The sequence below is a fragment of the Hydrogenophaga sp. L99 genome, from assembly GCF_058731905.1.
Genome location: NZ_CM178972.1, coordinates 1,010,116 through 1,027,507, shown reverse-complemented (window position 1 = coordinate 1,027,507; position 17,392 = coordinate 1,010,116). Strand labels below are relative to the sequence as shown.

Below are 17,392 nucleotides of genomic sequence, written 5' to 3'. Positions count from 1 at the left end.
ACCTGGGGTCTGGCAAAACTTGCCAGACCGGCGCCTTGAATGGGCTTCGGCGGCAGTACGCGACAGGTCCTGCGTCTGCAGTGCTCACGATCAAGGCTCTCGCAGGTTGGGGTAGCGCACATGCTCCACCAGTTGCTGCACTTTGCGGCTGGGTGCCGGGGTCACCCAGCTGATGAAAATGATCACCGCAAACCCCAATGGAACCCCGAAAACTCCGGCCGAAATAGGCAAGATGCCCCACCAGAGTTCTATGGGCGTTGTCACGCCAAACACATCCCTTAGCCAGGGCTGGGTGGTGACCATGTAATAGAACGTGACGCCCAGGCCGGCGATCATGCCCAACGAGGCGGCGATGCCGGTCGCCCGCTTCCAGAAAATGCCCAGCACCAACGCGGGGAAAAACGCGGCAGCAGCAAACGAAAAAGCGGCTGAGACCAAAAACAAAATATCGGCAGGCTTCTGCGCAGCCACATAAGCGGCCACCAGCGCCACCATCAGCAACAACACCTTGGAGATGGTCACCCGGCGGGCGGTGGACGCGTTGGGGTCGATCATTTTGTAATACAGATCGTGCGATAACGCGTTGGCGATGGTCAGCAACAACCCGTCGGCGGTGGACAGGGCTGCTGCCAGGCCGCCGGCTGCCACCAGGCCCGAGATGACGTAAGGAAGGCCACCGATTTCGGCCGTGGCCAGCACGATGATGTCGCCGCCGATGCTCATCTCATTGAGCTGCAAAATGCCGTCCTTGTTGACGTCCGTGATCGACATCAGGCTCGGATCCACCTTGTTCCAGGACGCCACCCAGGCGGGCAGCTGGTCGATGGGTGTGCCAATCAGCACATGAAACACCTCAAACTTCACCAGCACAGCCAAGGCCGGCGCGGTGAAGTAGAGCAAAAAGATGAAGAACAGCGACCAGGTGACGGACTGCCGGGCCTCCTTCACGCTGGGCACGGTGTAGTAGCGCATCAAGATGTGCGGCAGGGCGGCTGTGCCGATCATCAGGCAGAAGATCAAGGCCAGAAAGTTGCGGCGCGAGCTGTCGTAGGCCGCTTTCTCCTGGGCATTGCCGTGTGGATCACCCGCAAACTGCGCCGCGTGAGGCGGCATGCCATTCAGGGGCTTGGACTTGGTTTCGGCCAGCGTCTTGTCTCGGGTCCAGGCGGCTTTGGCTGATGCTTCATCCTTGGGCAAGGATGACACCGCTCGTTCGGCTGTGGATACCGTCCTGGACGGCGCATTGGCCGCCCGCAACTCGGCCAGCTTGGCTTCAGCCGCGGCCTTGTCGGCCTTCAGTGCCGCGCCTGGGTCTTTCAGTTTCTCCGTCAGCTCGGCGGCGCGCTCCCTGAAGATGCCACGCACCTCCAGCTCTTTGGGGTCGTTGGTCAGCAGTTTTTCTTTGGCTGTGACCTTCTCAAGCTGGTAGCCATAGATGGCCTGCGGCACGGGAAAGTTGGCTTGCTTGACCGACAGCCACACCACGGGAATCAGGTAGGCCACGATCAGGACGATGTACTGGGCCACCTGCGTCCAGGTCACGGCGCGCATACCGCCCAGAAACGAGCACACCAAAATACCGCCCAGCCCGAGGAACACACCGAGTTCAAAGGCCACGCCAGTGAGGCGGGAGGTGATCAGCCCAACGCCATAAATCTGCGCCACCACATAGGTGAACGAACACAGAATGGCCGCAAAGATGCCAATGAAACGCGGCATGTTGCCGCCGTAGCGCTCACCCAGAAAGTCGGGAATGGTGAACTGCCCAAACTTGCGCAGATAAGGCGCCAGCAACAGCGCCACCAGGCAGTAGCCCCCCGTCCAGCCCATGATGAAGGCCAGGCCGCTGTAGCCCGTGAGGTACAGCGTACCGGCCATACCAATGAACGAGGCCGCCGACATCCAGTCGGCACCGGTGGCCATGCCGTTGTAGACCGCTGGCACACGCCGACCGGCCACGTAGTATTCGGCCGCATCGGTGGTGCGGCTCATGATGCCGATGCCCGCGTACAAGCCGATGGTGGCCAGCAAAAAGATGAAGCCGATCCATTCGCGCGACAGCCCCAACTGCTCCAGGATGGCCAGCGCGATCACAAAGACGAAGAAGCCGCCGGTGTACCACTTGTAGACCTTGTTGAGCTGCTGGCGGAAGGATCTGTTGGCCGCGCCTTTCCCGCTGGCGGGCCCGGAATCTGAACTACCTGCCACGCCTTCAATCCTCAATTTCTTCAACACCGTGCTCAATATCGAGGCGGTTCATGTACCAGGCGTAAAAACCAATGATCAGGCAATACACCACCAGCGCGCCCTGGGCACCCATCCAGAAGCTGAACGGCCAGCCGAAAAAACTGAAGCTCAGTTCGCGGGCAAAGTAGCTCACGACGAACGTGACCACAAACCAGATGGCCAGCAACACCCCTGTGATGCGGAGGTTCTTGCGCCAGTAGCGGCGGTGGTTGTCGGTCAGGTCCACGGGTTTCACCTTGGTCAACTTGGCCCATGCGGGCACATCATGGGCCTGGCTGGTGCCGGGAACCCGTGTTCAAAACAAACGCCTTGGGCGTTCACGCGGTCTTCAATCGTGGTCCGCCCAAGCCCGTTTCCCTTTCGAGCTGAGCAGCCACCTTGGGCTCAAAACGGCGCAGATGGCGAATGATTTTCGCTGCCTCGTCGGGCTCTTGCCGTTGCACATGCACGCGCGCCAACTGGTACCAACCGTAGGGGCTCATGGGTTGGAGTTCGGTGTTTTTTTTCAGCGCGGAAATGGCTTCGTCAAAACGGCGCTGGCGGATCAGGCAGAGTGCAAGACCATACCAAGCCCGGTCGAGCTGGGGGTCGATGGCGATGGCGCGCTGAAAAGCGTTTTCAGCTTGCTCCAGCAAGCCCAGTTCTTCGCTCAGATAACCGTAGTTGAACCAGCTGGCCGCTTGGCCTGGCTCAAGCGCCACCAAATCGGCCAGCGTTTGGACCGCAGCAGGCTTTTCACCCAGCTCGGCCAACACGTGGGCGCGGGTCGCCAGCGCCCTGGCGTCACTGGGGTTGGTGTGCAGCGCCTCGGTGATGCGCTCAAGCGCCTGGAGACGGCGCCCAAACAGCAGCAAGCCCCGCACCTGCCAGTGAACGAACCGACTCTTGGTGGGACGACTCACTGGCACAAAGAGACCCCCACCCTCAGGCAATAGGAAATCTTGGCCGCGGTAACGGCCAGCCAGACAAAACCCAAAATCAAAAAGGCCACCAGCGGAAGATGGCGGTCCAGGACGACACGCGGTGTCACCCAGCGTGTCAATTGAACAAATGGGCGCCCGATGATCGCGAGCACCTGATAGAAGAGGTTGTGTTGTTTGCGCTGGCCAGCCAGCAGGCCCAAAATCCATTGCCCGGCAAGGGCCAACAAGGCCACTTCGGTGATCAGTTTGAGCGCAGAAATCATTAAGAGCATGTAAGCCTGCGGTAACGGTGTCGCCATTCTGAATCTGGACCTTACCGCGTTCTTACATGGGCACCCGCCAACCCTCTGACGCAGGTCAAACCCTGTGAGGGTTTACCCACCAGCGACCGCTGCGGTGCGGTGTAGCATGTTTCGTTGACTCCATCAGAAACCCCGACCCATGACAAAAACCGCTTCCGACACACGGCATTTGGCCGACCTCCTGCGCGCGCACCGCATCTTTGGCCTGCTGTCCGACGACACCCAGAAGAAGCTGGCTGACACGCTCCAGGCGAAGCCGGTAGCGTCTGGCGCACTCGCTTGTACACCCGCCGAACTGCAGCAACAGCTGCACTGGTTGGTCTCGGGTAGCGTGAGCCTGCTGGACGGGCAGCAGCAGCCCGTGGTCACTTTGTACCCCGGTGAACTGTTTGGCTTGCAGGCCGATGGGATGGCCGGTGTTGAAGAGTGCCAGGCTCGAACCGACTGCACGCTGGTGAGCATGGACCGCGCCTTGGTCGAGACCCTGCAAACCGAATTGCCTGCGCTGAGCCTGTTGCTGCCCGCGGGCAGCGCTGGCGCCGCTTCAGCGGCCAGCAGCCCACGCGGTGCGCCGGGCGGCGCAGACCCCGCCCTCAACCTCATGACCACGCCGGTGCGCGCGCTGATCAAGCGTGCCCCGATCACCTTGCCGCCGCACACCAGCATCCGCGACGCGGCCAAGCTCATGAGCGAGCAACGGGTGTCGTCGGTCTTGATCGTGGAGCAAGAGCACCTGTTTGGCGTGGTCACCGACCGCGACTTGCGCAACCGCGTGATCGCCGCCGGCATGGACAGCGCGCGCCCCATCATGGACATTGCCACGCTGGCCCCGCTGAGCATCGACGTGCAGAACCCGGCCTTTGACGCACTGCTGTTGATGGCGCGGCACAACATCCACCATGTGCCGGTGCTGGATGGGCAGCGCATCGTCGGCATGATCACCGCCACCGATCTGACCGAACAGCACAGCACCTCGGCCGTGTACCTGGCTGGCGACATCTACAAACAAAGCACGGTAGAAGGCCTGCAACGCGCCAGCACCAAGATCAAGCGCCTGCAGCAGAGTCTGGCGGCGGCCGAAGCCTCGGCCTACAGCACCGGCCACATCATCACGGCCATCACCGATGCGATCACCACGCGGCTGCTGCAACTGGGTGAAGCGCAGCTGGGCCCGGCGCCGGTCGACTACGTGTGGGTGGCGGCGGGCTCTCAGGCGCGCAACGAGCAGACGGCCAAGTCCGACCAGGACAACTGCATGGTGCTGGACGACCGCTACGACGAGGCCGAGCACGGCGCCTATTTCAAGGCCTTGTCCCAGTTTGTTTGCGATGGGCTGGACGCCTGCGGCTACATCTACTGCCCCGGCGAGATGATGGCCATGACCGACACATGGCGCCAACCCCAGAAGCGCTGGGCTGAGTATTTCGCGCGCTGGACGAGCCAGCCCGACCCGAAAGCCTTGATGCTGACCTGCGTGTTTTTCGACCTGCGCGCGATTCACGGCAAAGCCGAGCTGCTGGACAAACTGCGCAGCGACGTGCTCAAGCGCACGCAGGGCAACAGCCTGTTTCTCGCGCACATGGTCGGCAACGCGCTCACGCACCAGCCCCCGCTGGGCATGTTCAAAGGTATTTCCACCGTTCGCAGTGGCGAGCACAAGGGCAAGATCGACCTCAAGCACACCGGCGTGGTGCCCATCGTCGACCTGGCGCGGGTCTATGCGCTGGCAGGTGGCGACGCAGCGGTGAACACCCACGATCGCCTGACGAGCGCAGCGGCCGGTGGCGCCATCAGCGAGCAAAGCGCGCGCGACCTGCGTGACGCTCTGGAATTTCTCGCCTACACCCGCATCCAGCACCAGGCCCGGCAGATCAGCCGCGGCCAGTCGCCCGACAACTTTCTCAATCCAGCCGACGTATCCAACTTCGAGCGCAGCCAGCTCAAGGATGCCTTCACCGTGGTGCAGTCGCTGCAAAGCGTGCTGGCCCAGCGTTACAGGCACTGAGTTCCCCCCGCGCCGGCCCGCAGTCGGCCCGGGGAAAGCTCAGTACTTCAATCGGGCGTAGTACGTTTGCTGCGCTGCCTCTCGCGCTTCACCCAGCGTGTGGATGCCTTTTTCGGCCAGCAGCGGAATGAGCTTCAGGAACACCTCGGCGGTCACCATGGCGTCGCCCATGGCCGTGTGGCGGCCGATGATGGTGACGTTGAAGCGCTCGGCGATGGCCTCCAGGCGGTGCGAATCCTGGTTGGGGTGCACCAGGGCCGACAGCAGCAGCGTGTCGAGCACCGGGTGGTCAAACACCACCCCGCTCTGCTTTTCTTTCAGCTGCAAAAAGCGCATGTCAAAAGCGGCGTTGTGGGCCACCAGCACGGTGTCCTGCGCAAAGGCATGAAACGCGGGCAACACCTTTTCAATGGTGGGTTGGCCCACCACCATCTCGGGCTGGATGCCGTGAATGGGTATGGAGGCGGCTGGAATCGTGCGCCGCGGGTCGACCAGTTGTTCAAAACACTCTTGGCGCAACAGTTTGTTGTTGACCACGCGCGCCGCACCAATCTGGATGATCTCGTCGCCCTGCGAAGGGTTCAGGCCGGTGGTCTCGGTATCAAACACCGTATAGACCAGGTCGCTGAGTCGGCGGTCGTCCAGGGTGCGGGTCTGCTCGGTGGTTTTGAAAAGGTCGAAGTCGTAGTACTCGGGACGGCTTTCGTTCTTGACGAACGCGGCCGCATCGAGCTGCTCCTGCGGGTTGGCCAGCGGCAGCAGAAAACGAAAAAACGCCTGGTGCCGCGAACGCTCGCGCTCAAACCAGAAAGCGCCGCCGTGGCGCTCCACCACATCGCGCACCGTCAGGCGTGTGGTTTCGCTGCCCACCTTCATGGCGTCCATTTCCCAGCTCATCACCGTCTCGGTGCTCATGGCCTGGCCCGACCAGATCAGGTCCAGCTGGGCTTTGCCCGGGCTGCCCGTTGCGTTGCCCAGCCGCAGCTGGACAAAGCGCACCTCAAACTCGTCGGCCAGGCGCCCCGCCAGATACACCAGCGCCTGCAGCAGCGAAAAGCTTTCGACCTTGAGCCACACCGCGCCGTCCACGTCGATGGACGAGGCAGGCAGACGGGTAACGGTCTCGATGCGGCGCAGTGCAGCATTCACCAGGTCGGCACCCAGCATGTCTTCCAGCGGCCAGCGGGTATTCAGGCTGTCGGCCGAACCCGCTTCCAGCGCACCAATGCGCTGGCTCAGCGAACGCGTTTCATCGCGGATCACGCCCAGGAAACGCTCGCGCATGGCGGGCTCCAGGTCGGGGTAGTCCAGCATGTCAATGGCCGCCTGCATGTTGGCCAGTGCCGAACGGCTGCCCTCGGTGAGGCTGTGCAGCACCTGGTCTTTGGCCGACTCGGCTTCAAAGTCGCTGGTGATGTTGTCGAGCATCAGCACAAAGCCGGTCAGCTCCATGCGGTCGGCCGCGGCTTCGGCTCCTTGGGCTTGCGGTGAGCGCACAGGCGCCATTTGCACCCGCAGCAGCTGCCCGGCTGCGGTGGTGGTCACGAACTGCGCCGACGGCTGCCCTGCCCCGCGCAGCATGCGCTGTTGAATATTTTCCAGCGCGTGGGCGACCAGCTTGCGGTCGAACACGCTGTAAATCGACCGACCCAGACCGATCAGCTCGGCACCACCGGCCACGCCGGGGGCCTGTGAGAGCGCACGAAACTGCATGCGGGCGCGGTTGTTGTACAGCAGCACGCGGCCGTCCAGGTTGCACACCACCACGCTCTGCGTCAGTTCGGACATCAGCGCGGCCAGGCGGCTCTTTTCCTGCTCAATGCCCTGCGCAGCGGCCTGCACCTTGCTGTCCATCTCACGCCGCAGTGCCTCGCGCTGGCCCACCAGCTGGTTGAACAGATCGGCCAGCACGCGGGTTTCCACATTGCCTTTTGGCCGCAGTTCGCGCACCACGTCGGTTTTCAGCAGCACCTGGGCTTCTTCGGCCAGCTGCACCGATGGCGTGACCCAGTGGTCAAACCAGCGCTTGAGCCCCCAGGCAATGGCCGCCATGCCGGCGCCCCAGGTCAGCGAAATCAGGGCCAGCCGGTCGCCGAGCAGGCCCCACACCGTTGTGCGCTCGGTCGGCTCCAGCGTTGAGCCCACCAAACCCAGGGTGGCCAGCAACCAGGCCACGGACAACACGGCCGCCACACCGAGCAACCACCACAGCCGACGGTCGGTTTTTTGCTGTGCGCTCATGCAGGCGACCCCAACAGCTCACGCACCTTTTGCACCAGTTCTTTGGTGGAAAACGGCTTGGTCATGTAGGCGTTGGCACCCAGGGCCAAGCCCTTGGCCACGTCGGTATCGCGCCCCTTGGCGGTGAGCATCACGATGAGTGTGTCTCGCACGGCCTCGTTGGCACGCACCTCGTGGCACACATCAAAGCCGGTCTTGATGGGCATCATCACGTCCAGCAACACGAGCGCCGGGCGCTCGCGCAGCACCGCGTCCACCGCCTCCTGCCCATCGCGCGCCACCACCACCTCGTAGCCTTCGCGCTTCATCAAAAATTCCAGCGAGATCAGGATGTTGGGCTCGTCGTCTGCAATCAGTATTTTTTGGCTCATGCCTGTGCTCCTCTGTTTGTTGTGTGCCGCGCTCAGTCCTTCGGGACTCAAGTCGCTGGTGTGTCGGATGCGACGCTCACCGGAACTTCATGACCGGTGTTCTGTCGCGGCAAGAAAAATCCAAATACAGCGCCCTGCCCCGCGCACGACTGCAGCCACATGTGCCCGCCAAAGTGCTCCACGATCTGGCGGCTGATGGGCAAACCCAGGCCCGTTCCACCTGGGCGGTAGTGGTCGTCACCCGCCACCTGGCGAAATTTCTCAAACACCATCGCCTGCTGGTCCTGCGCAATGCCCGGACCGTTGTCCTGAACCTCCACCGTGATGCCATCCGTCTCGTCTTTCAAGCGCAGCTGCACCTGCCCCGCGCCGCGCGGCGCGTACTTGGCCGCGTTGGACAGCAGGTTCAGCACCACCTGGGTGATCCGGTCTGCGTCGGCCCACAGCGGCTGTACCACCGGTGGCAACGCCAGCTGCAACACCACGCCGCGTTCCCGGCAGGTTTCACCCATGGTGGCTGCGGCTTGCTCCAGTAGCTCACGCATGTCCACCTCGGTGTTGTGCCATTCGGCATGCCCCGCTTCAATTTTGGCCATGTCCAGCACCTGGTTGACCAACCGGCTCAGCCGCTCGGCCTCCACCACGATGATGCGTAGAAACTGCTGGCGCTGCGCCAGATCCATGTCGTCATCGTCGCGCATCAACTCCGACAGCGCCCTGATCGAAGTCAAGGGTGTGCGCAATTCGTGGGTCACCGACGACATGAAATCGTCCTTCATCCGGTCCAGACTCTTCAGCTTTTCGTTGGCCTCGCGCAAGTCGGCGGTGGCCCGCTCCAGCGACTGCGACTTTTCTTCCAGCGCATGGGAATAGGCCCGCAGCTGGGACGCTTCGTCCAGGATGCGCATCACATCGTCCAGGTCCAGCGGCTCTTCCTCCACCACCGAAGCCACCATGACCCGCGCCGATGCGCTGCCGATCGCACCGGTCAATTCGGTTTCAACAAACTGCACCAGGCGGGCGTCGGCGGGTATGGCGTCAATGCCCGCTACCCCCACGCGGCGCGCGTAGTCGGCAAACAGGCGCTGCGCCTGCTCAGCCCCCAGGAAGCGGCCCGCCAGCGGCAGCAGCGCCGACACCTTGGCCCGCCCCTGCCAAAACACCGGCCGCGCACCGGCCTTGCGGTTGAACACGTCCACAAACAACAAAGCCTGGCTGGTTTCGCGGGCCGAAGGCGCCCGCCACAGCGACACGCCCACGTAGCCACCCACGTTGGCCAGCAAGCTCCAGAACAGCGAGTGGGTCAGGTTGTCCAAACCCACCAGGCCCAGAAAGGCTTCGGGCTTGAGCCAAGCCAAACCCCAGGGCCCGTGCTGCAGAAAGTCGGCCGCCAGCCAGCCCGACTTGGCCAGCGAAGGCAGCATCAGGGTGTAGACCCAAAAGGCAAAACCCAGCAACAGACCGGTCAGCGCACCATGGCGTGTGCCGCCCTTCCAGTACATGCCGCCCAGCATGGCGGGCGCAAACTGCGCCACGGCGGCAAAGCTGATGAGCCCGATGCTGACCAGTGCGTAGGCCTCGCCAGCGAGGTGAAAGTACAGGTAGCCCAGCAACAAAATGCCCAAAATGGCCAAGCGGCGAATGGCCAGCAACAAGCCTGTCAGGTCCCCACTGGCGCGCGCGCCGAAGCGCCGCATGCGCAGCAAAATGGGCATCACCAAGTCGTTGCACACCATGGTGGACACCGCGATGGCTTCCACAATCACCATGCCGGTGGCCGCCGACAACCCACCCACAAAGGCAAACAAGGCCAAAGCGTTTTGCCCCTGTGACAACGGCAACGAGAGGATGAAGGTCTCCGGGTCCATGGCACCAGGGCCGAAATGCAGCAGGCCGCCGATGGCGATGGGCAACACAAACAAATTGATCAGCAGCAGGTAGAGCGGAAACGCCCACACCGCACGCCGCAGGTGCTGCTCGTCCACGTTTTCCACCACCATCACCTGAAACTGCCGCGGCAGAAAAATGACCGACAACATGGCCAGCAGCGTCAGGCCCAGCCACTGGGCATAGGCAAACGGCTGCCCCTGCCCAAACTGCAGCAGGCTGCGCAGCGCCTCCACGGCATGCGCCTGCTCAAACAAGGCGGCAGGGCTGGCAAACAGGCCAAAGCTCACAAACAGCCCCACCGCCAGAAACGCCACCAGCTTCACCACCGACTCGAACGCAATCGCTGCCACCATGCCTTCGTGGCGCTCGGTGCTGTCGAGGTGGCGGGCACCAAACACCATGGTGAAACCCGCCAGCGCCAGCGCCACATACAGCGTGCTGTCGCTCCACCAGTCGGCGCTTTGCACCGCTGGCTGGCCCAGGGGCGAGGTGAGCACCGCGTAGCCGCTGGCAATGGCTTTGAGCTGCAGAGCAATGTAGGGCACGATGCCCACCACGGTGATCAGCGTCACCAGGCCGGCCAGGGTCGGGCTTTTGCCGTAGCGGCTGGCAATGAAGTCGGCAATGGAGGTGATGCGGTAGGTCTTGGCGATGCGGATCATCTTGCGCACCACCATCCAGGCCAGGATCATGGCCAGCATGGGCCCCAGGTAGATCGGCAGGAACCACACCCCGGAATTGGCCGCGCGGCCCACACTGCCAAAGTAAGTCCACGCGGTGCAATACACCGCCATCGACAACGCATACACCCACGGGCTGCCAATGATCGAACGCCCCTGAGACGCCCGCCAGTCGCCGAAATACGCCACCGCAAACAGCAGCAGCAGGTAGGCAAACGAGACGCCGATGACGAGCGGGGCAGACAACATGGCGGTGCTATCGGGTCAGAGGCTGATCGGTTTGGGGTGGCGAGCGGGCATGAGCAAAAGGCTCTTGGCCCCTCAGTCCAAGCGCTCGTGGGGCACAGACGAACGCGAAGACGCACTGCCCTCTACGACCCAGGCCAGCACCGCAATCAGCAGCGCCCAGATGACAAACAGCGCGAGCGGAAACAACGGCAAGCCCCACACCCGAGCGTCGTGGTCCCACAGGGCGAGCAAGGGAAAGTTCAGCAACGCCCAGCCGGCGAAAAACAGGGCCACCAAGCGCTGTGCGACCAGTCCTTCAAACATGCGTGTCTCCTCGTTGTCGGGCGCGCTCGGTGGACGCACCTTCGTAACGATTGTGCGCCAGGCACTGACCCCCGCCTTACGTTGCAGCGCAACAAAAAAAGCGGCAAGGGTTGCCCCTTGCCGCTTTTTACCGTTGCCGGGTCTACCGGCGCTTTACTTGGCGGTCGATGCCAGCAGCTGCCAGGTGTCCACCACCGAGTCGGGGTTCAGCGAAATCGAGCTGATCCCTTCGTCACGCAACCACTGCGCAAAGTCGGGGTGGTCGCTGGGGCCCTGACCACAAATACCCACGTACTTGCCCTGCGCCTTGCAGGCGCCAATGGCGAGCTTGAGCAAAGCTTTCACGGCCGGGTCACGCTCGTCGAAGTCTTTGGCCAGCAGCTCCAAGCCCGAGTCGCGGTCCAGACCCAGGGTGAGCTGGGTGAGGTCGTTCGAGCCAATGGAGAAGCCGTCAAAAAACTGCAAGAACTCGTTGGCCAGCACAGCGTTGCTCGGGATCTCGCACATCATGATGACCTTGAGCCCGTGCTCACCGCGCTTGAGGCCCTTCTCGGCCAACAGTTCGGTCACGCGTTGCGCCTGGCCGAGCGTGCGCACGAAGGGCACCATCACCTGCACGTTGTCCAGACCCATCTCTTCGCGCACCCGCTTCAAGGCCTCGCACTCCATGGCAAAGGCCTCGCGGAAGTCTTCGCTGATGTAGCGCGCCGCGCCACGAAAGCCCAGCATCGGGTTTTCTTCATCGGGCTCGTAGCGGCTGCCACCCACCAGCTTGCGGTATTCGTTGCTCTTGAAGTCCGACAGGCGCACGATCACCGGCTTGGGCCAGAAGGCCGCGGCAATGGTGGCCACACCTTCGGCCACCTTGTCCACATAAAAGGCACGGGGCGACGCGTGGCCGCGGGCCACCGATTCCACCGCATTCTTCAAATCGGCGTCGATGTTCGGGTAGTCCAGGATCGCCTTGGGGTGTACGCCAATGTTGTTGTTGATGATGAATTCCAGGCGCGCCAGGCCCACGCCGCCATTGGGGATCTGGCAAAAATCGAACGCCAACTGGGGGTTGCCCACGTTCATCATGATCTTCACGTCCACCTCGGGCATCGTGCCGCGCTGCACTTCGGTGATCTCGGTTTCCAGCAGGCCGTCGTAGATGTTGCCGGTGTCGCCCTCGGCGCAGCTCACCGTCACCAGCATGCCGTCCTTCAGCTGCTCGGTGGCATCGCCACAGCCCACCACGGCCGGAATGCCCAGCTCGCGCGCAATGATGGCGGCGTGGCAGGTGCGGCCGCCGCGGTTGGTCACGATGGCCGAGGCCCGCTTCATCACCGGTTCCCAGTTCGGGTCGGTCATGTCGGTCACCAACACATCACCGGGTTGCACCTTGTCCATCTCGCTGATGTGGCTCACCAGGCGCACCGGGCCGGTGCCCACTTTTTGGCCAATGGCGCGGCCCGAAGCCAGCACGGCACCCTTGCCTTTGAGCTTGTAGCGCACCTCGGTCTTGCCGGCCGACTGGCTCTTCACCGTTTCGGGGCGGGCTTGCAAAATGTAGAGTTGGCCGTCGTTGCCGTCCTTGCCCCACTCAATGTCCATGGGGCGGCCGTAGTGCTGTTCGATCACCAGCGCGTAATGCGCCAGCTGCTCCACGTCGGCGTCGGTCAGGCTGTAGCGGTTGCGCTGCTCCACCGGCACATCCACGGTTTTCACCAGCTTGCCCTTGAGCGCGCCCTCGTTGGCTTTCTCTTCGGCGGTGGTGAAGGTCATCTGAATCAGCTTGCTGCCCAGGTTGCGGCGAATCAGCGCGCGCTTGCCGGCTTTTAGCATGGGCTTGTGCACGTAAAACTCGTCGGGGTTCACGGCGCCCTGCACCACCGTCTCACCCAGGCCGTAGCTGGAGGTGATGAACACCACGTCTTCAAAACCCGACTCGGTGTCGATGGTGAACATCACGCCAGCCGCGCCCGTGTCGGAACGCACCATGCGCTGCACGCCAGCCGAGAGCGCCACGTCGGCATGGGCAAACCCCTTGTGCACGCGGTAGCTGATGGCGCGGTCGTTGTACAGCGAGGCAAACACCTCTTTCATCTTGTGCAGCACTTCGTCGATGCCGTGCACATTCAAAAAGGTTTCCTGCTGGCCGGCAAACGAGGCGTCGGGCAGGTCTTCGGCGGTGGCCGACGAGCGCACCGCGAAGGTGGCTTTGTCGTTGTCACCCACCAGCGTGGTGAACGCATCGCGAATGGCTTTTTCCAGGTCGGCGGGAAACGGCTGGTTTTCCACCATCGCGCGGATCTCGGCACCGGCTTCAGCCAGCGCGCGCACGTCTTCGGTGTCCAGCGCATCCAGGCGCGCGTTGATGCGATCGGTCAGGCCGTCGAACTGCAGAAACTCGCGAAACGCGTGGGCGGTGGTCGCAAAGCCGGTGGGCACTTTCACGCCGCTGGGCAGCTGCGAGATCATTTCACCCAGGCTGGCATTTTTGCCGCCCACAGAATCCACATCGGTCATCCGCAGATGCTCGAAAGGCACGACCAGATCGGTCGGGGCAAACAGGTTGGACATGGAAAGACTCCTCAAGGTTAAAAAACCGGGGGCTCCACGCACCAGCTAAAGACCTGTAATTCTGTTGTGGGTCTGGCACCGGGCAAAGGGGCTGAATCTGGGGGCCGTAACCCGGATAATGGTCACCGGCCGCAACCCGTGATTGTAGGGTGCATGCCCCGGATGAGGCGGCCACCCAGCCTGCAGGCGCGTGAAAGCCACGGCGGCAGGGTTTGAATTTTTCGCAATCCTGCAGTCCTCCCTTTTCGCCCATACCCGGTACCACCATGCCCAACCGAACGGTCTTTTTCATCTCTGACGGCACCGGCATCACCGCCGAAACCTTTGGTAACGCCATATTGGCGCAGTTTGAAGCGCCCGTTCGGCGGGTGCGCCTGCCCTTCATTGACAGCGTGGACAAGGCCCACCAGGCCATACGGCAGATCAACCACACAGCCGAGGTGGAGGGCAAAAGGCCGCTGGTGTTCACCACCGTGGTCAACATGGATGTGCTTCGGGTGGTGAAGGAACACTGCCAGGGCATGTTGCTGGACATGTTCGGCACCTTTGTCGAGCCCATGGAACAAGAGCTGGGCATCAAGTCCAACCACCGGGTAGGCCGCTTTTCAGACGCCTCAAAAAGCCAGGCCTACAACGACCGGATCGAAGCCATCAACTTTTCCCTGGCGCACGACGACGGCCAGAGCCACCGCGACCTGCAGGGCTCCGACGTGATCCTGGTGGGCGTGAGCCGCAGCGGGAAAACGCCCACATCGCTTTACCTGGCGATGCAGTACGGGCTGAAGGCGTCGAACTACCCGCTGATTCCTGAAGACTTTGAACGCCGAAAGCTGCCGCCGGCGCTCGTGCCCCACCGCAAAAAAATCTTCGGTCTCACGATTGCACCCGAGCGGTTGAGCGAAATTCGCAACGAACGCCGCCCCAACTCGCGCTACGCCAGCCTGGAAAACTGCCGCATGGAGATCAGCGAGGCCGAGGGCATGATGCGCCGCGAAGGCATTCGCTGGCTGTCCACCACCACCAAGTCGATCGAAGAGATCGCCACCACGATCCTGCAAGAAATTCAACCGGATCGGCTGGTGTACTGATCCCTGTCGCGGCGGCGCTGCGCGTGTGGCGCAGCGCCCGGGCACATCACCGACAAGCCCAACCCGCAGTACCGGCTGGGCAGACCCGCTTCACTGGGTCTCTTTGCTGGCCGCCGGCTTCTTTTTGGGCCCCAATCCGTGGGCCTGGCGGCCCAGCGCGAACGACGCGAACAGTTTGATCCACAGCGTCACGCCGGCAATGGCAACCCAGTCTTCCGAAGCCAGCGCCTGGAAACCCAGCACCGCGACCAGCAACACCACCAGTACCACGCCGCCGATCATGTTGATGGCCATCTCATAAGGCGCGTATTTCTCGGCATTGGGCGGCGGCAAGCCTTTCTTGAGAGCGACCTCAGAAAAGTCGCGCTTCACCAAAACACGGTAGGCCCGGCGCAGCCAAAAGAAGCTCACTGGAAACAAGGCCAACAAAAATATCCAGTTGAATATAAAAACGCTCGGCAAGTGCATCCGATAAGTCCTTGTTAAAAACAGCCAGCAGATGTGCTGTGCGCAAACGGCCGATCCGACGGGCTGTGCACAACAAACCTTGGGGGACAAGCCGGCGGGTACCGGATTGTCCTCCATGAAAAAAGCCCCGCCAGCGAACCAGCGGGGCCAGGATTCAGACCCGGTGCCCAACCATTGCTGGGCGCCCGGTCTTTCCGTTCAACTTAGTGGCCAGTGGCCGTGCCAGCGCCCTTGGGCACGCGCACCGACTCCACCAGTTCCTGGATGTGCTTAGGCACTGGAGAGCCCATTTTGCTCACCACGTAGGCCACTGCAAAGTTCACCAGAGCACCCACGGTACCGAAGGCCTCGGGGGTGATCGTGAAGAACGAGTTGGCACCACCGATCAGGTCGAGGTAGTCGGTGCCCTTCACGAAGAAGATGCCCTTGTGTGCGAACACATAGAACAACACCACGAACAAGCCTGACAACATACCGGCGATGGCGCCCTTGTCGGTGATGGTGCGGCTGAAAATGCCCATCATCAGCGCAGGGAAGATCGTGGACGCTGCAATACCGAAGGCCAGAGCCACGGTACCGGCCGCGAAGCCCGGCGGGTTCAGACCCAGCCAGCCTGCCACGAAAATAGCCACTGCCATGGCGATCTTGCCGGCAATCAGTTCGTTCTTCTCGCTGATGTCAGGGTTGATAGCACCCTTGATCAGGTCGTGGGACACGGCGGACGAAATGGCCAGCAGCAAACCTGCAGCGGTAGACAGCGCAGCGGCCAGGCCACCAGCAGCCACCAGAGCGATCACCCAGTTAGGCAGCAGAGCAATTTCCGGGTTGGCCAGCACGATGATGTCGGCGTTCACGGTCAACTCGTTGCCCTTCCAGCCGGCAGCTTCTGCCTTGCCTTTGGCGGCTTCGTTCTTGGTCTTGTCGTTGTAGTACTGAATGCGGCCGTCGCCGTTCTTGTCTTCCCACTTCAGCAGGCCGGTTTTTTCCCAGCGCTTCATCCAGTCAGGACGCTGCTCGTAAACCAGGCTGGCTTCGGTGGCGTACAGGTCGCCATTGGCTTTCACCACGTCGGCGTCCACTTCAATGCCGTTGGCGGTCTGCTTCAGACCCACAGCGCTGTTCACGGTGCCGTGCAGGTTCAGCTTGGCCATGGCGCCCACAGCCGGAGCGGTGGTGTACAGCAAAGCAATGAACACCAGCGCCCAGCCGGCGGACGAACGAGCGTCAGCCACTTTTGGCACGGTGAAGAAGCGCACGATCACGTGGGGCAGACCGGCGGTACCGATCATGAGCGACACGGTGTAGAAGAACATGTTCAGCGTCGAGCCGGCGCTGGTGGTGGTGTACTGGCCAAAGCCCAGATCGGTCACCACTTGGTCCAGCTTGGTCAGCAGCGAAATGTCGGTACCGGCCAAGTCAGAACCCAGGCCCAGCTGTGGCAAGAAGTTGCCCGACAGGTTCAGGGAGATGAAGAACGCTGGCACCAGGTAGGCCGCGATCAGCACGCAGTACTGAGCCACCTGGGTGTAGGTGATGCCCTTCATGCCGCCGAACACCGCGTAAGCAAACACGATGGCCATACCGATGTAAATGCCTTGCTCGCTGGACACGCCCAGGAAGCGCGCAAACGTCACGCCCACGCCGGTCATCTGACCAATGATGTAGGTGAGCGAAGCCACCAGCAGACACAACACGGCCACGTTGCGGGCGGCCTTCGAGTAGAAGCGGTCGCCAACGAACTCAGGCACGGTGAACTTGCCAAACTTGCGCAGGTACGGCGCCAGCAACATGGCCAGCAACACGTAGCCGCCAGTCCAGCCCATCAGGAACACGGCGCCGCCGTAGCCCATGTTGGAGATCAGACCCGCCATGGAGATGAACGAAGCCGCCGACATCCAGTCAGCAGCCGTGGCCATACCGTTGGTGATCGGGTGCACGCCACCGCCAGCCACGTAGAACTCGGACGTGCTGCCCGCGCGTGCCCAGAAGGCGATGCCGAGGTAGAGCGCGAAGCTCAACCCGACGAAAATGTAAATAGTGGTTTGGAGTTCCATCTTGGT

13 protein-coding genes are annotated in these 17,392 nt (G+C 62.3%); 2 read left to right on the top strand and 11 right to left on the bottom strand.

Annotated elements, in window-relative coordinates; genetic code table 11:
• Positions 1-90: 90 nt before the first annotated feature.
• The 4 genes from AC4QBL_RS04930 to AC4QBL_RS04915 form a co-directional block, all read right to left on the bottom strand.
• Positions 91-2,208: a sodium:solute symporter family protein gene (locus AC4QBL_RS04930; protein ID WP_472906677.1), complete on the bottom strand. Its 2,118-nt coding sequence runs from the start codon at positions 2,206-2,208 to the stop codon at positions 91-93.
• Positions 2,209-2,212: 4 nt separating this feature from the next.
• A complete protein-coding gene (locus AC4QBL_RS04925) occupies positions 2,213-2,473 on the bottom strand; it encodes a DUF4212 domain-containing protein (protein WP_472901790.1) in 261 nt (86 codons plus the stop codon).
• Between the two features lie 91 nt (positions 2,474-2,564).
• Positions 2,565-3,149 (bottom strand): tetratricopeptide repeat protein, encoded by a 585-nt coding sequence (locus AC4QBL_RS04920; RefSeq protein WP_472906676.1) that lies wholly within the window; start codon positions 3,147-3,149, stop codon positions 2,565-2,567.
• Positions 3,146-3,433, bottom strand: coding sequence for a hypothetical protein (locus AC4QBL_RS04915; protein ID WP_472901791.1), 288 nt, complete (start codon positions 3,431-3,433; stop codon positions 3,146-3,148). The genes AC4QBL_RS04920 and AC4QBL_RS04915 overlap by 4 nt, the downstream gene beginning before the upstream one ends.
• Before the next feature lie 178 nt (positions 3,434-3,611).
• Here AC4QBL_RS04915 and AC4QBL_RS04910 point away from each other — a divergent pair, with 178 nt between their 5' ends.
• Positions 3,612-5,477: a putative nucleotidyltransferase substrate binding domain-containing protein gene (locus AC4QBL_RS04910; protein ID WP_472906675.1), complete on the top strand. Its 1,866-nt coding sequence runs from the start codon at positions 3,612-3,614 to the stop codon at positions 5,475-5,477.
• Between the two features lie 39 nt (positions 5,478-5,516).
• On the opposite strand, the gene AC4QBL_RS04905 is transcribed toward AC4QBL_RS04910, so the two are convergent.
• The 5 genes from AC4QBL_RS04905 to ppsA all read right to left on the bottom strand — a co-directional run bounded on the left by AC4QBL_RS04905 (position 5,517) and on the right by ppsA (position 13,776).
• On the bottom strand, positions 5,517-7,718 hold the full coding sequence (locus AC4QBL_RS04905; protein ID WP_472906674.1) for a 3'-5' exonuclease: 2,202 nt from the start codon (positions 7,716-7,718) through the stop codon (positions 5,517-5,519).
• Positions 7,715-8,089 (bottom strand): response regulator transcription factor, encoded by a 375-nt coding sequence (locus AC4QBL_RS04900; RefSeq protein WP_472901794.1) that lies wholly within the window; start codon positions 8,087-8,089, stop codon positions 7,715-7,717. Before AC4QBL_RS04900 ends, AC4QBL_RS04905 begins: the two co-directional genes overlap by 4 nt.
• A 47-nt stretch (positions 8,090-8,136) precedes the next feature.
• Positions 8,137-10,908, bottom strand: coding sequence for an ATP-binding protein (locus AC4QBL_RS04895; protein WP_472906673.1), 2,772 nt, complete (start codon positions 10,906-10,908; stop codon positions 8,137-8,139).
• Positions 10,909-10,980: 72 nt separating this feature from the next.
• The gene (locus AC4QBL_RS04890) at positions 10,981-11,211 is read right to left on the bottom strand and encodes a hypothetical protein (RefSeq protein WP_472906672.1); all 231 of its coding nucleotides are present in this window, start codon (positions 11,209-11,211) and stop codon (positions 10,981-10,983) included.
• Positions 11,212-11,364: 153 nt separating this feature from the next.
• On the bottom strand, positions 11,365-13,776 hold the full coding sequence (gene ppsA, locus AC4QBL_RS04885; protein WP_472906671.1) for a phosphoenolpyruvate synthase: 2,412 nt from the start codon (positions 13,774-13,776) through the stop codon (positions 11,365-11,367).
• 266 nt (positions 13,777-14,042) lie between these two features.
• On the opposite strand from ppsA, the gene ppsR reads away from it, so the two are divergent.
• Entirely contained in the window at positions 14,043-14,864 is an 822-nt protein-coding gene (gene ppsR / locus AC4QBL_RS04880) for a posphoenolpyruvate synthetase regulatory kinase/phosphorylase PpsR (RefSeq protein ID WP_472901798.1), read from the top strand.
• Between the two features lie 90 nt (positions 14,865-14,954).
• Here the strand turns inward: ppsR and AC4QBL_RS04875 are convergent, their stop codons facing one another.
• Positions 14,955-15,449 (bottom strand): hypothetical protein, encoded by a 495-nt coding sequence (locus tag AC4QBL_RS04875; RefSeq protein WP_492131633.1) that lies wholly within the window; start codon positions 15,447-15,449, stop codon positions 14,955-14,957.
• A gap of 86 nt (positions 15,450-15,535) precedes the next feature.
• Positions 15,536-17,386 (bottom strand): sodium:solute symporter family protein, encoded by a 1,851-nt coding sequence (locus AC4QBL_RS04870; RefSeq protein ID WP_472901800.1) that lies wholly within the window; start codon positions 17,384-17,386, stop codon positions 15,536-15,538.
• Between the last annotated feature and the right edge of the window lie 6 nt (positions 17,387-17,392).